16 protein-coding genes are annotated in these 19,103 nt (G+C 63.4%); 10 read left to right on the top strand and 6 right to left on the bottom strand.

The window, feature by feature from the left end; genetic code table 11:
- The first annotated feature begins 57 nt into the window (after positions 1 to 57).
- Positions 58 to 1,254 carry a GGDEF domain-containing protein gene (locus ACOQFS_RS19455; protein ID WP_421564470.1) on the top strand — a complete coding sequence of 399 codons (1,197 nt, stop codon included), beginning with the start codon at positions 58 to 60 and terminating at the stop codon, positions 1,252 to 1,254.
- A gap of 304 nt (positions 1,255 to 1,558) precedes the next feature.
- Positions 1,559 to 2,125, top strand: a complete 567-nt coding sequence (locus ACOQFS_RS19450; protein WP_421564469.1) for a DUF1569 domain-containing protein — start codon at positions 1,559 to 1,561, stop codon at positions 2,123 to 2,125.
- A 126-nt stretch (positions 2,126 to 2,251) separates the two neighbouring features.
- On the opposite strand, the gene ACOQFS_RS19445 is transcribed toward ACOQFS_RS19450, so the two are convergent.
- A complete protein-coding gene (locus tag ACOQFS_RS19445) occupies positions 2,252 to 3,520 on the bottom strand; it encodes an amidohydrolase family protein (RefSeq protein WP_421564468.1) in 1,269 nt (422 codons plus the stop codon).
- A 71-nt stretch (positions 3,521 to 3,591) separates the two neighbouring features.
- On the opposite strand from ACOQFS_RS19445, the gene ACOQFS_RS19440 reads away from it, so the two are divergent.
- Complete coding sequence (locus ACOQFS_RS19440) at positions 3,592 to 3,951, top strand: VOC family protein (RefSeq protein ID WP_421564467.1); 360 nt, start codon at positions 3,592 to 3,594, stop codon at positions 3,949 to 3,951.
- 48 nt (positions 3,952 to 3,999) lie between these two features.
- On the opposite strand, the gene ACOQFS_RS19435 is transcribed toward ACOQFS_RS19440, so the two are convergent.
- The 3 genes from ACOQFS_RS19435 to ACOQFS_RS19425 all read right to left on the bottom strand — a co-directional run bounded on the left by ACOQFS_RS19435 (position 4,000) and on the right by ACOQFS_RS19425 (position 7,862).
- On the bottom strand, positions 4,000 to 4,923 hold the full coding sequence (locus tag ACOQFS_RS19435; protein ID WP_421564466.1) for an ABC transporter permease: 924 nt from the start codon (positions 4,921 to 4,923) through the stop codon (positions 4,000 to 4,002).
- Between the two features lie 237 nt (positions 4,924 to 5,160).
- Positions 5,161 to 6,222, bottom strand: a complete 1,062-nt coding sequence (locus ACOQFS_RS19430; protein ID WP_421564465.1) for an ABC transporter permease — start codon at positions 6,220 to 6,222, stop codon at positions 5,161 to 5,163.
- Positions 6,223 to 6,260: 38 nt separating this feature from the next.
- On the bottom strand, positions 6,261 to 7,862 hold the full coding sequence (locus ACOQFS_RS19425) for an ABC transporter ATP-binding protein (protein WP_421564464.1): 1,602 nt from the start codon (positions 7,860 to 7,862) through the stop codon (positions 6,261 to 6,263).
- 185 nt (positions 7,863 to 8,047) lie between these two features.
- Here ACOQFS_RS19425 and ACOQFS_RS19420 point away from each other — a divergent pair, with 185 nt between their 5' ends.
- Entirely contained in the window at positions 8,048 to 8,947 is a 900-nt protein-coding gene (locus ACOQFS_RS19420) for a glycoside hydrolase family 19 protein (protein ID WP_421564463.1), read from the top strand.
- Complete coding sequence (locus tag ACOQFS_RS19415; protein WP_421564462.1) at positions 8,944 to 9,378, top strand: DUF4087 domain-containing protein; 435 nt, start codon at positions 8,944 to 8,946, stop codon at positions 9,376 to 9,378. Before ACOQFS_RS19420 ends, ACOQFS_RS19415 begins: the two co-directional genes overlap by 4 nt.
- A 38-nt stretch (positions 9,379 to 9,416) precedes the next feature.
- Here ACOQFS_RS19415 and ACOQFS_RS19410 read toward each other — a convergent pair whose 3' ends face one another.
- Both ACOQFS_RS19410 and ACOQFS_RS19405 read right to left on the bottom strand, forming a co-directional pair.
- On the bottom strand, positions 9,417 to 10,382 hold the full coding sequence (locus tag ACOQFS_RS19410; RefSeq protein WP_421564461.1) for a 5'-methylthioadenosine/S-adenosylhomocysteine nucleosidase: 966 nt from the start codon (positions 10,380 to 10,382) through the stop codon (positions 9,417 to 9,419).
- 131 nt (positions 10,383 to 10,513) lie between these two features.
- Positions 10,514 to 11,524, bottom strand: coding sequence for a BMP family protein (locus ACOQFS_RS19405; RefSeq protein WP_421564460.1), 1,011 nt, complete (start codon positions 11,522 to 11,524; stop codon positions 10,514 to 10,516).
- A 360-nt stretch (positions 11,525 to 11,884) separates the two neighbouring features.
- On the opposite strand from ACOQFS_RS19405, the gene ACOQFS_RS19400 reads away from it, so the two are divergent.
- From ACOQFS_RS19400 to ACOQFS_RS19380, 5 genes are all read left to right on the top strand, one after another.
- Complete coding sequence (locus tag ACOQFS_RS19400) at positions 11,885 to 14,062, top strand: type I secretion system permease/ATPase (RefSeq protein WP_421564459.1); 2,178 nt, start codon at positions 11,885 to 11,887, stop codon at positions 14,060 to 14,062.
- Complete coding sequence (locus tag ACOQFS_RS19395) at positions 14,059 to 14,763, top strand: biotin/lipoyl-binding protein (RefSeq protein WP_421564458.1); 705 nt, start codon at positions 14,059 to 14,061, stop codon at positions 14,761 to 14,763. The genes ACOQFS_RS19400 and ACOQFS_RS19395 overlap by 4 nt, the downstream gene beginning before the upstream one ends.
- 6 nt (positions 14,764 to 14,769) lie before the next feature.
- Positions 14,770 to 15,561, top strand: coding sequence for an HlyD family type I secretion periplasmic adaptor subunit (locus ACOQFS_RS19390; RefSeq protein ID WP_421564457.1), 792 nt, complete (start codon positions 14,770 to 14,772; stop codon positions 15,559 to 15,561).
- A 183-nt stretch (positions 15,562 to 15,744) separates the two neighbouring features.
- Entirely contained in the window at positions 15,745 to 16,635 is an 891-nt protein-coding gene (locus tag ACOQFS_RS19385) for a hypothetical protein (RefSeq protein ID WP_421564456.1), read from the top strand.
- A 41-nt stretch (positions 16,636 to 16,676) separates the two neighbouring features.
- A partial coding sequence (locus tag ACOQFS_RS19380) for a calcium-binding protein (protein WP_421564455.1) occupies positions 16,677 to 19,103 on the top strand: 2,427 nt, incomplete at its 3' end.

Here is a 19,103-nt window from a genome sequence, read left to right as displayed (position 1 = left end):
CTGCCACACGCCCGTCGCCGACCGGGCCCCCGCCCACCGCACTCAGCATAGTCCTCCGTGCACAGCCCCACCCTCATCATCCTCGCGGCGCTTTTGTCGGTGCTGGTCACCGTCGTTCTGTTTGCGGTGTGGTGCTTCAACCGCCAGATACCGGGGCTTCGGGTGTGGGTGCTGGCCTTTGTCAGCAGTTCGGTGTTCAGCGCCAGCCTGCTGGCCCGCGACTGGGTTCCAGTGGCCGTTTCGGTGTTCGTGGCGCAGGTGAGCGTCAGTCTCACCGGGTATCTGTGCTGGATGGGCAGCCGCGCCTACATGGGCCGGTCGCCGCCGCCGCACGGCGTGGCGGCTCTGGCGCTCGCGGGGCTCACGGCGGCGGCCCTTTATTTCACAGTGGAGCGGAACGACCCCGGCGTGCGCTTCATGCTGCTGGGGCTGATGACTGGGGTGTGTTTCATCCTCACTGCACGCACGCTGGCGCACGGCGGCTTTCACCGGGTGCCTGCGCGCTACCTGTTGGCGGGCATTGTGGGGGGCCATGGCGTGTTTGTGCTGATTCGCCCGCTGGCGTTTGCGCTGGTGTTGCCCCAGCCACCGGTGGAAGGGGCGCTGCTGTCGGCACTTTCGTACATCGTGGTGCTGGAGGCCACTGGTGCCCTGGTGCTGATCGGCTTTGGAGCCGTGATGCTGACCAATGAGTTCATCACCAACGAGCTGCGCCACCTGGCCGAGGTGGACCCGCTGACCAATGTGTTCAACCGCCGCGCCTTTCTGACGCTGCTCGACAAGGCCATCAGCAGCGCCCAGCGAACCGGCCAGCCTCTGCCCGTGCTGGTGCTGGACGTGGACCACTTCAAGCAGGTCAACGACAGCCACGGCCACCAGTGTGGCGACGAGGTGTTGCGCCATTTCGTGCGCGTGGCACAGCGCTGCCTGCGCAAGGAAGACGCGATGGGCCGCCTGGGTGGCGAGGAGTTCGGCATCTTTCTGCCCAACGCGGACGGCGCAGGTGCGCTGGCCGTGGCCGAGCGCTTGCGCGCCCTGGTCGAGAACACCCCGGTGCGCGCGGGCGCAGTCGCGCTGCTTCGGGTCACGGTGAGCATCGGCGTGACGCTGGCCGGCCCCGCCGATGCGCCCGACACCGCCCTGCAGCGGGCCGACGAGGCCATGTATCTGGCCAAGCAACGGGGCCGCAACCGCGTGGAGATGAGTGCGACCGCGCCAGCGAAACCCGCAGTCGGCCTTTCTGCCGCCGCGTGAGCCGCTGCACCTGCCGACAGCAGGGCAGCAGGGCAGCGGGGCAGCAGTGCAACTCGCCGCAGGTCAGCAAGGCTGTGCGGCTTGTGTCGGGTGGCTGACGGTGGGGCGGCGCGGTGTCGCCGCAAAATCGCCGCCTCGGCGTTCACACGCCATCCCAACGTGCAAGTGAGCTTGTCCCCGCATGGCAACAACACCTCCTGGCGTTTCACCGGACTCCGGTGCATCCCCCTCATCCCCCGCGTTCACCCCTGCCGCCCCGGCCGTCCCGGACACTCCAGGGCCCGCTGCCACGCGCCGCTCGTTCATGCGCTCCGGTGCCGCGCTGGCGGCTGCAGCCGGTGGGGCCGTGGGCGCGGGCGCAGTGGCCTATTCCCTGCTGTACCGCCCGGCGCACGACCGGCAACTGGTGTTCGGCCGCCTCAGCGAGGCCATGGCCGAGGTCGAGCGTCTGGCAGCGGGCGCAGCGGCGCCTCTGGACACCGCCACGGCCTGGAGCTGGTCCGAAACGCTGGCGCATTGCGCGCAGAGCATCGAGTTCTCGATGCAAGGTTTTCCAAAGCCCAAGCCGGCCTGGTTCCAGGACACGCTGGGTGCGGCGGCGTTTGCGGCGTTTGCCTGGCGCGGCCGCATGAGCCACAACCTGGCCGAGCCCATCCCCGGCGCACCGGCCCTGAATGCCAGCGCTCCAGCCGCTCAGTCCCTGGCCCGCCTGCGCCAGGCCGTGGCGGACTTTGGCGCCCACACCGGGCCGCTGCAGCCGCACTTTGCCTATGGTGCGCTCCACCGCGCGCAGTACGAGCAGGCCCATGCCATGCACCTGGCCAACCACCTGTCGGCCTTTGAAGTTGCACAGGTATTGCTGCCAAATTGATAGCTATCAGCGCTTGATGGATAAGCGGTCGAGCCTGTTTTTATCCAAAATTTGGACTGGCTTGCAGGACCCCCACTTCGTGCCCCCGTGCTATGCGCACTGCGGGTACTGCGGGCCAGTGGCGGGTTACAAAAATTCCACGCTCTCTGGCCGCCCCGGCAGGCGCAGCGATGCCGTGGGGGCGGGCTGGCTGGCAATGCGCTGCCCGCGCCGCCACACGCCCAGGCGCGTCGCCCGCAGGCGGATGGCGTCCACCGGATTGCGTGCGTGCAGCAGCACAAAGTCGGCATGGCAGCCCGGGGCCAGGCCGTAGCCCTCCAGCCCCAGCAGGCGCGCGGGGTTGGTCGTCACCGCATCAAAGCACTGGCGCATGGCTGCCTGGCTGGTCATCTGGCCCACGTGCAGGCCCATGTGCGCGGCCTCCAGCATGTCGGCGCTGCCGCCGCTGTACCACGGGTCCAGCACGCAGTCGTGGCCAAAGGCCACCGTCAGGCCCGCCGCCATCAGCTCGGGCACGCGCGTCATGCCCCGGCGCTTGGGGTAGGTGTCGTGGCGGCCCTGCAGGGTGATGTTGATGAGCGGGTTGGCCACCACGCCCAGGTCGGCTTCGGCCATTAGCGGGATGAGCTTGCTCACGTAATAGTTGTCCACGCTGTGCATGGAGGTGAGGTGCGAACCGGTCACACGGCCGTGCAGGCCCAGGCGCTGGGTTTCAAACGCCAGGGTTTCGACGTGGCGCGAGTGGGGGTCGTCGGATTCGTCGCAGTGCATGTCCACGCGCTTGGCCTGCGCGGCTGCCAGTTCGCAGAGGATCTTCACGCTCTCCGCCCCCTGGGCCATGGTGCGCTCGAAGTGCGGGATGCCGCCCACCACGTCCACGCCCAAGTCCAGCGCACGCTTCAGGTTGGCCAACCCGCTCGGGCTGCGCAGCACGCCATCTTGCGGAAACGCCACCAGCTGCAGGTCCAGGTAGGGCGCCACGCGCTGCTTCACGTCGAGCAGCGCCTGCACGGGCAGCAGGCTGTCGTGGCTGGTGTCCACATGGCTGCGAATGGCCAGCAGGCCGCGCGCCACGGCCATGTCGCAATACTGCAGCGCGCGCTGCACGATGGCCTCGTGCGTCAGCGTGGGCTTGAGCTCGCCCCACAGCGCAATGCCTTCCAGCAGCGTGCCGCTGTCGTTCACGCGCGGCTGGCCGTAGCTCAGCGTGGAATCCATGTGGAAATGCGCGTCCACAAATGGCGGGCTCACCAGCAGACCATCTGCATCCACCGTTTCGTGCGCGGGGGCCTGCAGGCCCTCGGTCACCTCGGCAATGCGGCCGCCCTGGACGGCGATGGACATGTTCTGGCGGCCGTCGGGGAGGGTGGCGTGGGTGATGAGCAGGTCGAGCATGGTGATGGAGTGTAGATTTTTGGCGGGTCGCGCAGGCACACTGCGGGATCTTGCGAAGAAAGGTTTCTCGTATGAACGCACATGAAAAGCTGAACTACGTCGAGTTTGCGGCACGTGATTTGCCTGCCACCCAATCGTTCTTTGAACAGGCCTTTGGCTGGGTCTTCGTGGACTATGGACCGGCGTACACCGCGTTCTCGGGCCAGGGGCTGGACGGAGGCTTCTTTCAGGCGGACCTGTGCTCCACCGCGGCCTCTGGCGGCGCCTTGCTGGTGTTCTACAGCGCAGACCTTGAAGCCACGCTGGCCAAGGTGGTGCAGGCGGGGGGCCACATCGTCAAACCGGTGTTCGACTTTCCAGGAGGGCGGCGCTTTCACTTTACCGAGCCCAGTGGCAACGAGTTGGCCGTGTGGTCGGACCACAAGGCGTGATGGAATCCTGAGGGGCCGAGCGGACATGGCGGGTTCACTCGCTCCGTCTCACCGCTCCCCCTTGCGATACGGCTTCATCAGCGCCTGCGGATACGCCGCCTTGCGCGCCACCAGCACCAGCGCCAGGATGGACAGCAGGTAGGGCAGCATCAGGTACACCTGATAGGGCAGCCACGCATCGCCCGCCTGCTGCAGGCGCAGTTGCAGGGCATCAAAAAACGCAAACAGCAGCGCGCCCAGCAGCGCCTTGCCGGGCCGCCAGGACGCAAACACCACCAGCGCCACGCAGATCCAGCCGCGCCCGTTCACCATGTTGAAAAAGAAGGCGTTGAACGCCGACAGCGTGAGGAACGAGCCCGCCACACCCATCAGCGCCGAGCCTGCCACGATGGCCCCGGTGCGCGTGGCCGCCACCGGAATGCCCTGGCCCTCGGCGGCTTGCGGGTTTTCGCCCACCATGCGCACGGCCAGGCCCAGCGGCGTGCGCATCAGCACCCAGGCGAGCAGCGGCACCAGCAGCAGCGCCAGCAGCGTGAGCGGTGTCTGGTCGGCCAGCACGGGGATGGGCAGCCAGTCCATGGCGGCAAACGGCTCGATGGTGGGGGGCGTGTTGACCTTGGGAAAGCTCACGCGGTAGCCGTAGTAGCTGAGCGCCGTGGCCAGCAGCGTGATGCCCAGCCCCGACACATGCTGCGACAGCGCCAGCCCCACGGTGAGCCAGGCATGCAGCAGGCCGAACACCGCGCCCGTGAGCGCTGCCACCAGCACCCCGGTCCACAACCCGTAGCCGGCATATACGGCCAGCCAGCCGGTGAAGGCACCGGCCACCATGATGCCCTCGATGCCCAGGTTGAGCACCCCGGCGCGTTCGCACAGCAGCACCCCCAGCGTGCCCAGGATGAGCGGCGTGGCCACGCGCAGCGTGGCGATCCAGAAGGCGGGGTTGGCGAGGATGTCGAGCAGTTCGGTCATGCGGCTGCCCCCCTGAGGCTCGCCCGGCGGAGTCGGCACGGACGAACTCGCAACACCCGTTCGGGCTGAGCCTGTCGAAGCCTGGCGCAGCGCTTCGACAGGCTCAGCGTGAGCGGTTCCAGGTGGTTTGACCTGGATGATTCAATTTTGATAGCTGCAAGCGCTTTATGGATAAGCGCTGGGGGCTTATTTGGCATGAAATTTTGATGAACATGTTCGTGCATGGCGACTTCACCATCACTTCCAGCGCACGCGGTACTGCGTCAGCAGCCCCGCCACCAGCACCGCAATCAACGAGGTCGCCACGATCACATCGGCAATGTAGGTGGGCACACCCACCGCGCGGCTCATGCTGTCGGCGCCGACCAGCACGCCCGCCACAAAGGTGCCCGCCGCAATCACGCCCAGCGGGTGCAGCCCCGCCAGCATGGCAATCACGATGCCGCTGTACCCATAGCCGGGCGACATGTCGAGCGTGACATAACTCGTGCGGCCCGCCACCTCGATAGCACCCGCCAGCCCCGCCAGCCCGCCCGACAGCAGGGCCACCAGCACCACCGTGCGGGTGATGGGCACGCCTGCAAACGCCGCCGCCCGCGCATTGGCCCCGGCGGCGCGGATGTCAAAACCCGGCACCGTGCGCGCCAGCAGCGCCCACAGCATCACCGCCAGCGACACGGCCCAGAGCAGGCCCGTGTGCAGGCGCGTCTGCGGCACCAGCTTGGCCAGTTCCAGGTCGCCCTGCAGCGCCACGCTTTGCGGCCAGCCCATGGAGAGCGGATCTTTCATCGGCCCGTCGAGCAGGGCCGAGACGAGCAGCAGCATGATGAAGTTGAGCAGCAGCGTGGTGACCACCTCGTCCACCCCCAGCCGCGCCTTCATCAGGGCCGGGCCCAGCAGAAGCGCAGCCCCAGCCAGCGCGGCCGCCAGCATCATGAGTGGAAAGAGCAGGTAGGGCGACCATTCCAGGCCCGTTCCGCCGTGCATCCCGCCCACGGCCACCGCAGCCAGCGCCCCGGCATAGAGCTGCCCTTCGGCCCCAATGTTGAACAGCCGCGCGCGGAAGGCCACGGCCGCCGCCAGCCCGGTCAGGATCAGCGGCGTGGCGCGGGTCAGGGTTTCGGTCAGCGCGAACACCGAACCGAAAGCGCCTTGCAGCAGCAGCGCATAGGTCTGGCCCACGGGGGCCCCGGCCCACAGCACCAGCAGGGCGCTGACGATCAATGTGAAACCCACGGCGCCCACCGGCGCCAGCAGGTAGGCGGCGGGGGAAGTGTGGTTGCGTTTTTCGAGTCTCATGACGGATCGTTGTGGTTGTGTGGCTTCTCTCAGTCCGTTCACGCTGAGCCTGTCGAAGCGCCGCGCAAGGCTTCGACAGGCTCAGCCCGAACGGTGGGGGTAGCACCGGCCATCGCCAGCCCGATGGCTTCGCGCGTCCAGTCTTCTGCGGGCCGCGCCTCGCTCAGATGCCCGTCGTGCATCACCGCCACACGGTCGCCCAGGGCCAGCACTTCGTCTAGGTCGTCCGAGATCAGCAGCACGGCGGCGCCGTTGTCCCGCGCTGTGATGAGCTGCTGCTGCACAAACGTCACCGCGCCAATGTCCAGCCCCCAGGTGGGCTGGTGGGCCACGATGAGTTGCGGCGCGGGGGCCGAGTTGCCAGACGCATCCTGCGGCGGCATCAGGGCCCGGCCCAGGATGAGCTTCTGCATGTTGCCGCCCGACAGCGACCTGGCCGGCGCATCGGCCCCGCCGCCGCGCACGTCAAACGTTTCGGCCACCTGCTTCGCATGCTGGCGCGCCGCGCGGCGCTTGACCCAAAAGGCGCGGAACCACGGGTGCGCAAACCAGGGGCCGCGCAGGCGTTCGGACACGGCGTTTTCCCACACCGGCAAGTCGCCCACCACGCCCACCGCATGCCGGTCTTCAGGGATGCGGGCCACGCCTTGGCCCACCAGCCATGCGGGCCGCGCTTGCAGCGGGGCGCCACGCAGCGTGACCTGGCCCGCGGTGGCGCCGCGCACGCCGCACAGCACATCGGCCAGGGCCACCTGGCCGTTGCCGCTGACACCCGCAATGGCGACGATCTCGCCGGCGCGCAGAGTCAGGGACACATCCCGCAGCCGGTCGCGCCCCGTGGGCGCAGTGCTCACGTTGCTCAGGGTGCAAAGGGGCTCGCCCACATTTTTGGCAGGGCGGCGCTCGGCCGCTTCAATCGCATGGCCGACCATCCACTGCGCCAGCTGACCTTGCGTGGTGCATTGCGCGGGCGCCTCGGCCACCAGCTTGCCCTGGCGCAGCACGGCCACGCGGTGCGACACGCGCAGCACCTCGCCCAGTTTGTGGCTGATGAAGATGATGGACAGGCCCTGCGCCACCATCTGCGCCAGGGTGTCAAACAGCGCCTCGCTCTCCTGCGGCGTGAGCACGGCGGTGGGCTCGTCCAGGATGAGGATGCGGGCGCCCCGGTAGAGCGCCTTCAAGATTTCGACGCGTTGCCTTTCGCCCACCGAGAGGCTGCTTACCTTCGCATCGGGGCTGACCGGAAGGCCAAATTGCTCAGACACGGCCAGCAGCTTGGTGCGTGCCTCGCTGCGACGGGAGAAGGGCTGCCACAGCGGCTCGGTGCCCAGCAGCACGTTGTCCAGCACCGTGAGGTTGTCGGCCAGCGTGAAGTGCTGGTGCACCATGCCAATGCCCGCCGCCAGCGCAGCGCGCGGCTGGCCCGGGGGCAGGGGCTGCCCAAACACCTCGATGCTGCCTTCATCGGCCACGTAGTGCCCGAACAAAATGGACATCAGCGTGGACTTGCCCGCACCGTTTTCGCCCAGCAGGGCCAACACCTCGCCCCGGGCCAGGGTCAGGCTGATGCTGTCGTTGGCGATGAGTTTGCCGAAGCGTTTGGTGATGTTTCCGAGCTGCAGCGCATTGGTGGTCATTCGACGATGGTATTCAAAATTGATGCCAGGTTGACCCAAGGCTTCTTCGGTGCCGCGAATCTCTGTCACATCAGTTGCAAATGGATGCGCTGACTGTCTGCGACAACCTTTTGTCTCTGCATAGGATGCCTGGGCCCAAGGTTTGATGACCTGCGGCGGCTACACATCAACCTCAATTCTTCGGCATGACCTCCAACCTTCAGAAGACGGATTTCGGACATTCAGGTCTCTATGACCGCTCAATTTTCCAAAACGAGTTCACTGCGCAATTCAGCAAGAGCGGACGCTACAACTCGGCTGCCATTCCCGACATGCTCAATTTGTTGGGCATGATGGAGCGCGATCCCGGCGTCACTGATCTACGGCATGTGGCCTACATGTTGGCGACGGTCATGTGGGAGACAACTTCTCCGACCACAGTGACCCGCCCAGCATTCAGCAAAAAGGGCCGCCCGCTGATGGACAAGCACAATCAGCCCGTCATGTTGCGCGAGCGCCGGTGGGTGATGACGATGGCTCCCGTAGACGAAGTGGGGCGCGGCAAAGGACGCAGATACCACGAGCCCGTAAAAGTCAAGAGGCTGCCCAGCGGTTCAGCGCGGATCACTGAGCAAGATGGCGACCAGTTCATCGTGTCGCCCACTGGACTGATCACACCACTCACTAAAAACGCCAAGATGGGGACGGCGGATGGCGGCACTGCCCACGCAGCCTACGCCGAGGATGACGGGGTTGAACAAGCGTATTTTGGCCGTGGCTATGTTCAGCTGACTTGGTGGTCCAACTATGCAACGGCTGGCGTTGCATTGGGACGTGGACTCGATCTGCTGTTGAACCCGGAAGTTGTGAAGACCCCGGACGTCGCGTATGCATTGATGTCCCATGGCATGCGCACAGGACGCGGGTTTGCCAATGGCCGCAATTTTTCGCAGTATTTCAGCGCGGGCTCTACGAACTATGTAGCAGCGCGCAGTATGGTGAACGGCAGCGACCATGCGGCCGACATCGCCGGGATTGCTCAGCAGTTTGAAAAAATCCTGCTCAAGGCTAGGGTATCCAGAACCTTCAAAGAGGTGACGCCATGACGCGGACCTATCAGCAGCGAGTAGCAGCGTGGTATCGGCTGGCGACCATGGCGACCATGGCGTGTGTTCTGCCGTTCGCCGCGGCTCAGGCTTTGGCCGGGGAACGCGCGCAGGCTGTCCTACCTACGTTGTGCGGTTGGCTAGACAACCCCACGCCCGGGAACGTGGATTTCATAGATCGCGATGGCAACTGGATGGTTGGGATCCAGGGCGGGCACCAAGCTGCGGGCAAACTGCCAACCTTTTCGTCGGGGCGCTGGGTGCGCACAGGCCATGGCAGCACTGGCTACGGATGCGTCTGCATGAAAGCCCGCATCGACCCTGATGACCGGAAAATTCTCGAGCTTGTACAGGCGCGCTCGATGCCGCTGGCGACTTGCCGAAAGGATCCCGCTATCAAGGGCGAAGAGCCTTTCAATCCCTTGAAGTGAAAGTTGTGGCGTCGTTGCTGCGTTGAGGTGGTTGCTGCTCACTTCCAAGCCGCCAGAAACGCCCGCAGCACCTTGGCCGAATTCGCCGCCGCCAGGCCCATGAAGGTGCCCATTTCGTTCTCTCCCTCGCCACCCCCAGCCAGGTCGCTCAGCGAGCGGAACGCGATGTAGGGCACGCCGTTGCTGTGCGCCACCATGGCCGTGGCGGCGGTTTCCATGTCGAGCACATTGGCCTCGAAGGTCTTGAACGCGTATTCGCGGAAGGCCTTGTTGTCCACAAACGCCTGGCCCGACACACCATTGCCGCCCACCACCAGTTGCGGGCGCTGTTTCAGGCAGGTGGCGGCCAGGCAGTGTTCCAGGCCCACGTTCTGCAGGCTGCGCGCGGTGGCCAGCATCTTCGGGTCGGCTTCAAACCAGAATTTCTTGGTGACCTTGGGCGTAGCCGCAGAGCGAAACTCCACGGGGCGCGGGTGCATCATGCCGAAGGCGGGCATCGTCAGCTCGCTTTTCATCCACGCGGGGGCGCTGTACTGGCCGGGTTTGTCCTCGCGCGCCATCAGCCATTCCATGTACTGGCCCCAGCGCGCGGGCACTGTCACGTCGCCGATGTGCAGGCCGGGGTTCACGCCACCTGCGATTCCGCTGAAGACCACGTGGCTCACGTTGAAACGGTCGAGCACCAGCTGCGTGTTCATGGCCGCGTTGGTCATGCTGATGCCGGACAGGAACACGACCACGGGTTTGCCCTCCAGCGTGCCGGTGGTGAACTCCACGCCATTGACGCTGTGCTTGGCGGGTTGCTGCACCTGGGGCAGCAGCACGGTCAGTTCGGGCGCGAAGGCAGAAATCACGGCGATGCGGGGAGTCTCGTCCAGGCGCCCCGCAGCCTTGCCCGGTGCATTGGCAGCGCAGCCTGCCACTGCAGCCGCAAGGGCCAGGGTCACGAGCAGGCGAGTGCAGCGTGAAGTGAGGGGCTCTTTGGTGGTGTGGGCTGGCTGCATGGTGTGGGTGCCGGGTTGGGGGTGAATGTTGGCAACAAGCAGAAACAAAAATGCAAACAGGCCACCGCGTTGCAGAGGTGGCCTGTGCAGAGGAGGGAACTGACGGGCTGGGCGCCCGGAAGGCCCGGTGCTTACTTGGCCGTGGACTTGGGCTGGCTGTCGTCCACCTTCACGGTGAACTTGCCCGCCAGGATGTCGGCCTGCTTGGCCTTGACCTTGGTCACGATGTCGGCCGGCACCTTCTTCTCAAAAGTGCCCAGCGGCGCGAGCTCCGAGCCCTTGTGCTTCATCATCGAATACGGGCCGTAGTCCTCGGCGGTGAACTTGCCTTCCTTCACCAGCTTGAGCGCCCGGTCGATGCTGGGCTCCATGTGCCAGATGGCCGAGGCCACCACGGTGTCGGGGTACTGCGGCTGGGTGTCGATCACGTTGCCGATGGCGAGCTTGCCTTTTTCCTTGGCGGCGTCGCTCACGCCAAAGCGCTCGGCGTAGAGCACGTCGGCGCCCTTGTCGATCATGGCGAAGGTGGCTTCCTTGGCCTTGGGCGGGTCAAACCAGCTGTTGATGAAGGTGATGGTGAACTCCACCTTGGGGTTGGTCTCCTTCGCGCCGGCCATGAAGGCGTGCATCAGGCGGTTGACCTCGGGGATGGGGAAGCCGCCCACCATGCCGATCTTGTTGGTCTTGGTCATGCCGCCCGCGATCATGCCGCTGAGGTACGCGGGCTCCTGGATGTAGTTGTCGAACACGCTGAAGTTGGGTGCCTGGGGCTTGCCCGACGAGCCCAGCAGGAAGGAGGTCTTGGGGAAGTCCTTGGCGACCTTGCGCGCCGCCGATTCAACGGCAAAGGCCTCGCCCACGATGAGCTGGTTGCCGCCGGTGGCGTACTCGCGCATCACGCGCTCGTAGTCGGCGTTGCTCACGTTCTCGCTGGCCTTGTATTCGATCTCGCCGCGTGCCTCGGCGGCCTTCAGGGCCTTGTGGATGCGGCTGACCCACTGCTGTTCGAAAGGCACCGTGTAGATCGCCGCCACCTTGAGCTTGGACTGCGCTGTGGCGAGCGAGGGAGCGAGTGCCATGGCGGCCGAGAGGGCCATGGAGGTGCACAGCAGGCGTCCGGTGAAGATGCGGCGAGTGGTCATGGATGGTTTCCTTGGTTTACGTCAATGTAAATGAATGTATGGTCATCTAAGCAATAAGCATGCACATCGATAACCATCAGGGCTGACCCAGCCAGCTTTTCGCCGGGTCCTGGGGTGAAAGCGGACACAGAGAGCAAAACATCCCGTTGCAAATCGCTGCTCCATTGATGGGCTCAATTGCAAACTTTTGTCAATTTGGTCATTAGTATCGCCCCCCACGAGAGGGAAGGATCGATGAGCAAACAATTTGCCGAAAAGGGGGCTGGAGTTCCTTTGGCAGCTACCGATACGGCAGAGTCTTCTTCAACTGCAACATTTGGTCAAGGTTTGGGGGCGGCGCGAGCGCCGCATGGCGGTTTGATGGCTCTGGTGCTGGTTGCGCGCTTCCATCAAGTCGCCGCAGACCCAGACACCCTGGCCCACCAGTTGGGAATCCTCCCCGCCGACGCATGTGACACCCACGACATCCTGCGTGCCGCCAAACACCTGGGCCTCAAAGCCAAGCTCTCCCGCACCACTTTGGACAGATTGCCACTGTCCCCCTTGCCCGCGTTGGCCCAACTGCGTGCAGAAACCGGAGAGATTCGGACCGTGGTGCTTGCGCAGTGCGACGGCCAGCGCGTTCTGCTGCAAGACCCCGCCGCTACAGGTGCAGGTGCTCGCCCCGTCATCGAATCCATGGAGGCTTTCGCCGCCCAATGGACGGGCGAACTCATCCTCATCACCAGCCGCGCCAGCCTGGCGGGCGAGCTGGCGAAGTTCGACTTCTCCTGGTTCATCCCCAGCCTCATCAAGCACCGCAAGCTGCTGGGCGAAGTGCTGCTCATCTCCTTCATGCTGCAGCTGTTTGCCTTGGTAAGCCCCCTGTTCTTCCAGGTGGTGATGGACAAGGTTCTCGTGCACCGGGGTATGACCACGCTGGATGTGCTCGTCATTGGCCTGGTGGTGGTCGTTGTGTTTGAAAGCGTACTAAACGCCCTGCGCACCTACGTCTTCAGCCATACCACCAGCCGCATCGACGTGGAACTCGGCGCTCGGCTGTTCCGGCACCTGGTGCACTTGCCCCTGGCGTACTTCCAGGCCCGCCGCGTAGGCGACTCTGTGGCCCGCGTGCGCGAGCTGGAGAACATCCGCAGCTTTCTCACAGGCAACGCCCTCACCGTGGTGCTGGACGTGCTGTTCTCGGTGATTTTCATCGCCGTCATGTTGTTCTACAGCCTGCCGCTCACCCTCATCGTGCTGGTCAGCCTGCCGCTGTACTTTGGCCTCAGCCTGGCCGTGGTGCCCATCCTGCGCAAACGCCTGGACGTCAAGTTTGCCCGTGGAGCAGAGAACCAGTCCATGTTGGTGGAAACCGTTACCGGCATCCAGACCGTCAAAGCCAGCGCGCTGGAGCCATCCTTCGCTCGCCGCTGGGACAACCAGCTCGCCGCCTACGTCAGCGCCAGCTTCAAAACCCAGAACCTCGCCAGCTGGGCCCACGAAGGCGTCAACCTGATTGGCAAACTCGTCAACGCCGCCACCCTGTGGTATGGCGCCCACCTGGTCATGGGCAATGAACTCACGGTGGGCCAGTTTGTCGCCTTCAACATGTTTGCCCAGCGCGTGGCCCAGCCCATCATGCGCATGGCCCAGCTGTGGACCGACTTTCAGCAAACCGGCATCTCCATGGCCCGCCTGGGCGACATCCTGAACACCCGCACCGAAGTGCCCCCGAGCAGCGCCGCCCAATTGCCCCCCGTCAAAGGCCGCATCACCCTGGATGGCATCCACTTCCGCTACCGGCCTGAAGCCGCCCCCGTGCTCGGCGGCGTCAGCCTGGACGTGCGCCCTGGCGAAGTCATCGGCATCGTCGGCCGCTCGGGCTCAGGCAAAAGCACCCTCACCAAGCTGGTGCAGCGCCTGTACACCCCCGAACAGGGCCGCATCCTTGTGGACGGCATCGACATCAGCCTCATCGACGCCGCCCAGTTGCGCCGCCAGGTGGGCGTCGTGCTCCAAGAGAACCTGCTCTTTAACCGCAGCGTGCGCGAGAACATTGCTATTGCCGACCCCGCTGCGCCGATTGAGGCCGTGGTGCACGCCGCCCAACTGGCCGGCGCCCACGACTTCATCAGCGAACTGCCCGAAGGCTACGACACCGTGGTGGGCGAACAAGGCGGCAGCCTCTCGGGCGGGCAACGCCAGCGCATCGCCATTGCCCGCGCTTTGTTCACCAACCCCCGCATCCTCATCCTGGACGAAGCCACCAGCGCACTGGACTACGAGAGCGAAGCCATCATCCAGCGCAACATGGCCCACATCTGCCGGGGCCGCACCGTGCTCATCATTGCCCACCGCTTGAGTGCCGTGCGGCATGCGAACCGCATCATCGTCATGGACAAAGGCCGCATCGTTGAGGCAGGCCCGCACGACGCACTGATCCAAAAGCAGCAAGGCCTGTACGCCCACCTGTGGCGCATGCAAGATGGCAGCCGTGCTGCGGCACCGCCCACACCCGGGGGCAACCAGCCCGCCGCGCAAGAGGTGGCGGCATGAACAGCGCAGCACACACAGTGGCACAGACAACAGCGCAGGCAGCCGCCCCCCGCCACCCGGCCCTGGACCTGCTGGCCCGCTACCGCGCCATCTTCAAAGCCGCTTGGCAGCACCGCCATGAACTGGCCGGCCCAGCACGGCTGGCCGACGAGCAAGCCTTCTTGCCCGCAGCCCTGAGCCTGCAAGAAACCCCCGTCCACCCCGCACCCCGGCGCATCGCCTACGTGCTGATGGCCTTGTTCCTTATCGCGCTGGCCTGGGCCATCCTGGGCAAGATCGACATCGTTGCCGTGGCCCCCGGCCGCATCATCGTGAGTGACCGCACCAAAGTCATCCAGCCCCTGGAGCGGAGCGTGGTTAGCCGCATCCTGGTCAAAGATGGCGACCACGTACAAGCAGGCCAGGCCCTGGTGGAACTGGACCCCACCGATGCCCAAGCCGACAAGGCCAGCCTGACAGCGACCCGCAAGGCGGCACAGTCTGAATGGCTGCGTGCCCGCACTTTGCAGCATATGCTATCGAAACAAGAGCTGTCAGCGCTTACCCATCAAGCGCTGGATGCCAAAAAGGCTCTCAACCATAACACCCCAGCAGACTGGACCGCCGCCGACAAGGCCGACGCCCATGCCCAACTGGCCGCCGAGTGGAGCGACATCACCGCCCGCCTGGCCAAACTGTCTGCCGAACACCAGCGCCGCTAGGCCGAAATGGCCACTGTGCGCGCCATGATCGGCAAGCTCGAAGCCACCGTGCCCATCGCCCGCCAGCGCGAACAAGACTTCCAGGCGCTCACAGCTCAAGGCTTCATGTCCGGCCACGCCAACCAGGACCGCACCCGCGAACGCATCGAGCTCGAACGCGACCTGGCCACCCAGCAGGCCCGGCTGCAAGAAGCCCAGGCCGCCCTGCGCGAAGCCGAGCAAACCCGAAGCGCTTACCTGGCAGAAACACGCAGAACCTTGAGCGAACGCCAGGCCCAGGCGGACCTCAAGCGCCACCAGACCGGCCAGGAACTGACCAAGGCCACACAGCGTGAACAACTCGCCACCCTCTCGGCCCCCGTGGCGGGCACCGTCCAGCAACTGGCCCTGCACACCGAAGGCGGCGTGGTTACCGAAGCTCAAGCCCTCATGGTGATCGTGCCCGATGCAGCCAGCGTCAGCGCCGAGGTCACGCTGGAGAACAAGGACATCGGGTTTGTGGCCACGGGGCAGGAGGTGGCCATCAAGCTGGAGACGTTCCCCTTCACAAGGTACGGCACGGTGAAGGCCAGCGTGGACAAGGTCACGCAGGACGCGGTGAATGACGAGAAACGCGGTGCGATCTTTCCGGCCACGCTGAGGCTCAGCCAGACCAGCATCGACGTCGATGGCAAGCCAATCCGGCTGGCGCCGGGGATGAATATCACTGTGGAGATAAAGACTGGCCAGCGCAGAGTGATCGAATATCTGCTCAGTCCAATTCAGAGAGCGGGCAGTGAGAGCTTGAGGGAGAGATAAAGCATTGGCTAATCGGACCCCCACCGAAGCGGCGCGGGCACTGCCCCAGATGCGCGGCAGCGGCTGGGCGCGGGGTTTGCGCAGGTGCCGGGGCGGGATTTCAAAAAAGATAGCTGCCAGCGCAGGCCCAGTAAGCGCTGGAGGCCGAAAACACTTGAATTCAGTGCAACAACACCTTAGTCGTTGTCACTGACCACAAAAGAAGGGGAACGCTCAATGAATCCGATACAGGAAAAACCTCAGAAGCCGCGCAAAGGCCGATGGCTCATTGGCCTATTGGTACTGCTGATTGCGGGCATGGCGTACTTCGTGTGGCGGCTGTCATCGGTAACAAACGCATTTGCCGACGGATTCCAGTCACCGGAGATGGCAGCAGCACAGTATGCCGACCGCACGGTCTATGGAGAACTCGGCGGCGTATTGGTGGCGATACCGCCGCATTTTGCGGAGTACGTGGAATACAACGGCGATTCAGGGGGGGGTAAGCGGAAAGGCCCTAAGCCTGTCAGAACAAAGGAATCAAAACTGATGAGCTTCGGTTTTGACGTGCGCTATCCAGATATGGTGGGAAAGGATACGTCGGAGCGGCGCGAAGATTATAGAAATAGAAAACTTAGAACTACAACGTGGATTCGCGTGGGGTTGGGTTCTGGTGAAATTTATAACGGCCCCGGAGTTATTAACAGGAGGACGAAAAACGCTCTTGCCCGCAAGCTTGATCCTAATCAAAAATCCCCGTGGGAGCGATATGAAAAGTTAGGGAGAAATGAATATGGACTAGATGTGTATGTCCTAAAAGGGAATAATCCAGCGGATGGGGTGCCTTACCGGGAGAGCAGGAATGCAAAGGATATTTTTGTAGGAGGAGATGCCGGTGGGCATGCATTGGCTTACATCGATTGCGACAGTCAATCAATTTTAAATCCACTGTGTCAACATGAGTTTGACTTGGCGCCAAAAATGCATGCATACGTGAGGTTGATTTATCGGCGCGGCCTGCTTTCCGAATGGAAAAATATCCAGGACGAAGTAACGAAACTTGTTTTGAATTTTGCTATGGATGGCCAGAAGTAAGCTGTACTTCATTTCTGAATATGAGGAAAATTATGAATTCTATGACAACTTTTCAATTGATTTCGTACAGGGATAGCATAGATGTTGGCGGACTGGGCGCCGCTTTGCAGATGTATGAGGCACTTTACTCCCAAGGATATAACTACGCCGGGTGGGCGCAGGGTGTGGCAACTGGAACTGCTATTACTGGCCAAGCCGCACTGGATTACCTTGGCGGTACCGCAATGCTGGGACTTGGTGGCGATGCTTGCCGCAATCTGACTCAGGTGCAGATGGATCAAATCCGTGTTGATATGGCCAAGGGCTACATTAATACATTGATCGCCATTGCTGATGGGAATGATGATGTTTTGAATAGAGATGTGAATTTCGGTGAGACATCAGATTTTCATAAAATTGCATTCGAAAAAAATAATCTCAGTTTGGATAATTGGACGCTGCACACTCCCATGGAAATCCTTCGTCTGCAGAAAGGCCAGGATGCTGTCGAGGAAATGTGGTCAAGCATAAGAGATACTGGTGGCGGTGGCTTTGACGCACTATTGGCCAGCACGTGGCTTGCCAACTTGGTTGGTCAGGCTGCATCTTCTCCTGTTGATAATCTTCGGCTACTCGCGCAAGACTGGATTGACAAGGTTCCAGGGACGGCGAATTGGGCGCAAATATTCCGCCTAGCCAAAAATGTCATCGATGCCTGGGGCAGCACATTTGATTCATGGATTGGCGCTATCAATGGGGTGGTCAACGATTTGTATCTTTCTGCACGTCGTTGGGTCGCCCCCCGCGACCCTCTGGTCATGGACTTGGATGGCGACGGCATCGAAACAGTAGGCATCAACGGCAATTCCCCCATCCTCTTTGACCACGACGCAGACGGCACGCGCACAGGCACCGGCTGGATCAAGCCCGACGATGGCTTGCTGGTGCTGGACCGCAACGGCAATGGCCTGATCGATTCCGGCCGCGAGCTCTTCGGTGACGAGACCCTGCTGGCCAACGGTAACAAGGCGGCCAATGGCTATGCCGCCTTGGCGCAACACGATGCCAATGGCGATGGGCAGATAAACAGCGCTGACGTTGTGTATTCCCAGCTTCGGGTTTGGCAAGACCTGAACCAGGACGGCATTAGCCAAGCCAACGAACTGCGCACGCTCGCCGAATTGGGTATTGCCAGCATTGGTGTGCAGGGTACGGAGGTGAATGTTGACCTGGGCAATGGCAATACCATGCCCTTGCAAGGCACGTTCACACGTATGGATGGCAGTGCCGGCACCAGCGGCGTGGCCGAACTCTCGGGCAGCCTGCTGCTGGCGGGCAACGGGTTCTACCGAGAGTTCTCGGACGACCCCACCCCCACCGAAGCAGCGCGCGCGCTACCCCAGATGCGCGGCAGCGGCTGGGCGCGGGATCTGCGGGAAGCGATGAGTACATCCAGCGGTGCAAGTCTCCAGCGCCAAGTGCAGGCGTTCGCGGCGGCCGACACGCGCGATGCCCAGATGGCAGTGCTCGACGGCCTGCTGACCGAATGGGCCAAAAGCTCGGGGGCAATGCTGCAGGAAACCTGGAAATACGATTTGAAGCGGGACGCCAATGGCAACTACACCACGGGCGTAGTAACCGGCATGCCCAGCCCACGCAGGGTGATTTTGACGCTCAACCCCGAGGGTATGGTGGAGGACTTGGAGACGGGCGGTCTGGCTGGCACGCAGCAGCGACTGACTGTGGAGGGGCAGCAACTTCTTGAGCGCATGAACGTGCTGGAGGTGTTCAATGGCCTGCGGTTCCTGGAAATTCGTCCTCGGGAGGACGATGGCCTGCCTCAGGGCGCACCCAGCGCGGGCAGCGGCGGCGGTGGGGGCGGCAGCGGGGTGGACGACGGCATCACTCGGATGACCGGGATTCTGGCTCAGGCCCAGATTGACTTGTTGAACCAGAGCTACGATCAACTGCGCGAGAGCGTGTACGGCGCTCTGGTGATGCAGACCCGACTGGCTCCATACATGGAGACGATTGGGCTTGTCGTGGATGAAACAGGCATTCATTTCGACACGACGCAGTTGGCAGCAGCTTTGGATCAAGCCATTGCATCCAATGCGCGCACCGGGCTGATCGATTTGATTGAGCTCAATAGATACGCCGGGTATACCTTACGGGCGGTCGGATTTGATGGCCTTGGTGCGCTGCGGCAGGAGATCCACTCTGGCGCTGTTTCTGCGTCTGAACTGGCTGAGTTGCGTGTCTATCTCGAAGGGGATACGGGATCGGCCAGCGCAGATGTCTTTATTGGCGACGCGTCGGACAACAGTTTCCACGGTCGTGCAGGCAACGACATTCTTGATGGAGGCGCAGGCAACGACACGCTGCAAGGCCAGGAGGGCAACGACACACTGGACGGAGGAGAAGGCAGCGACTACCTGTATGGCGGTGAAGGCGACGATGTGCTGTTGGGCGGTGCGGGCAATGACTAC

Origin of the sequence: Paracidovorax sp. MALMAid1276 (assembly GCF_049198005.1) — a bacterium.
In the GTDB taxonomy this organism is placed as follows: Bacteria; Pseudomonadota; Gammaproteobacteria; order Burkholderiales; family Burkholderiaceae_C; genus Acidovorax.
This window is presented reverse-complemented; position numbering and strand designations above follow the sequence as displayed.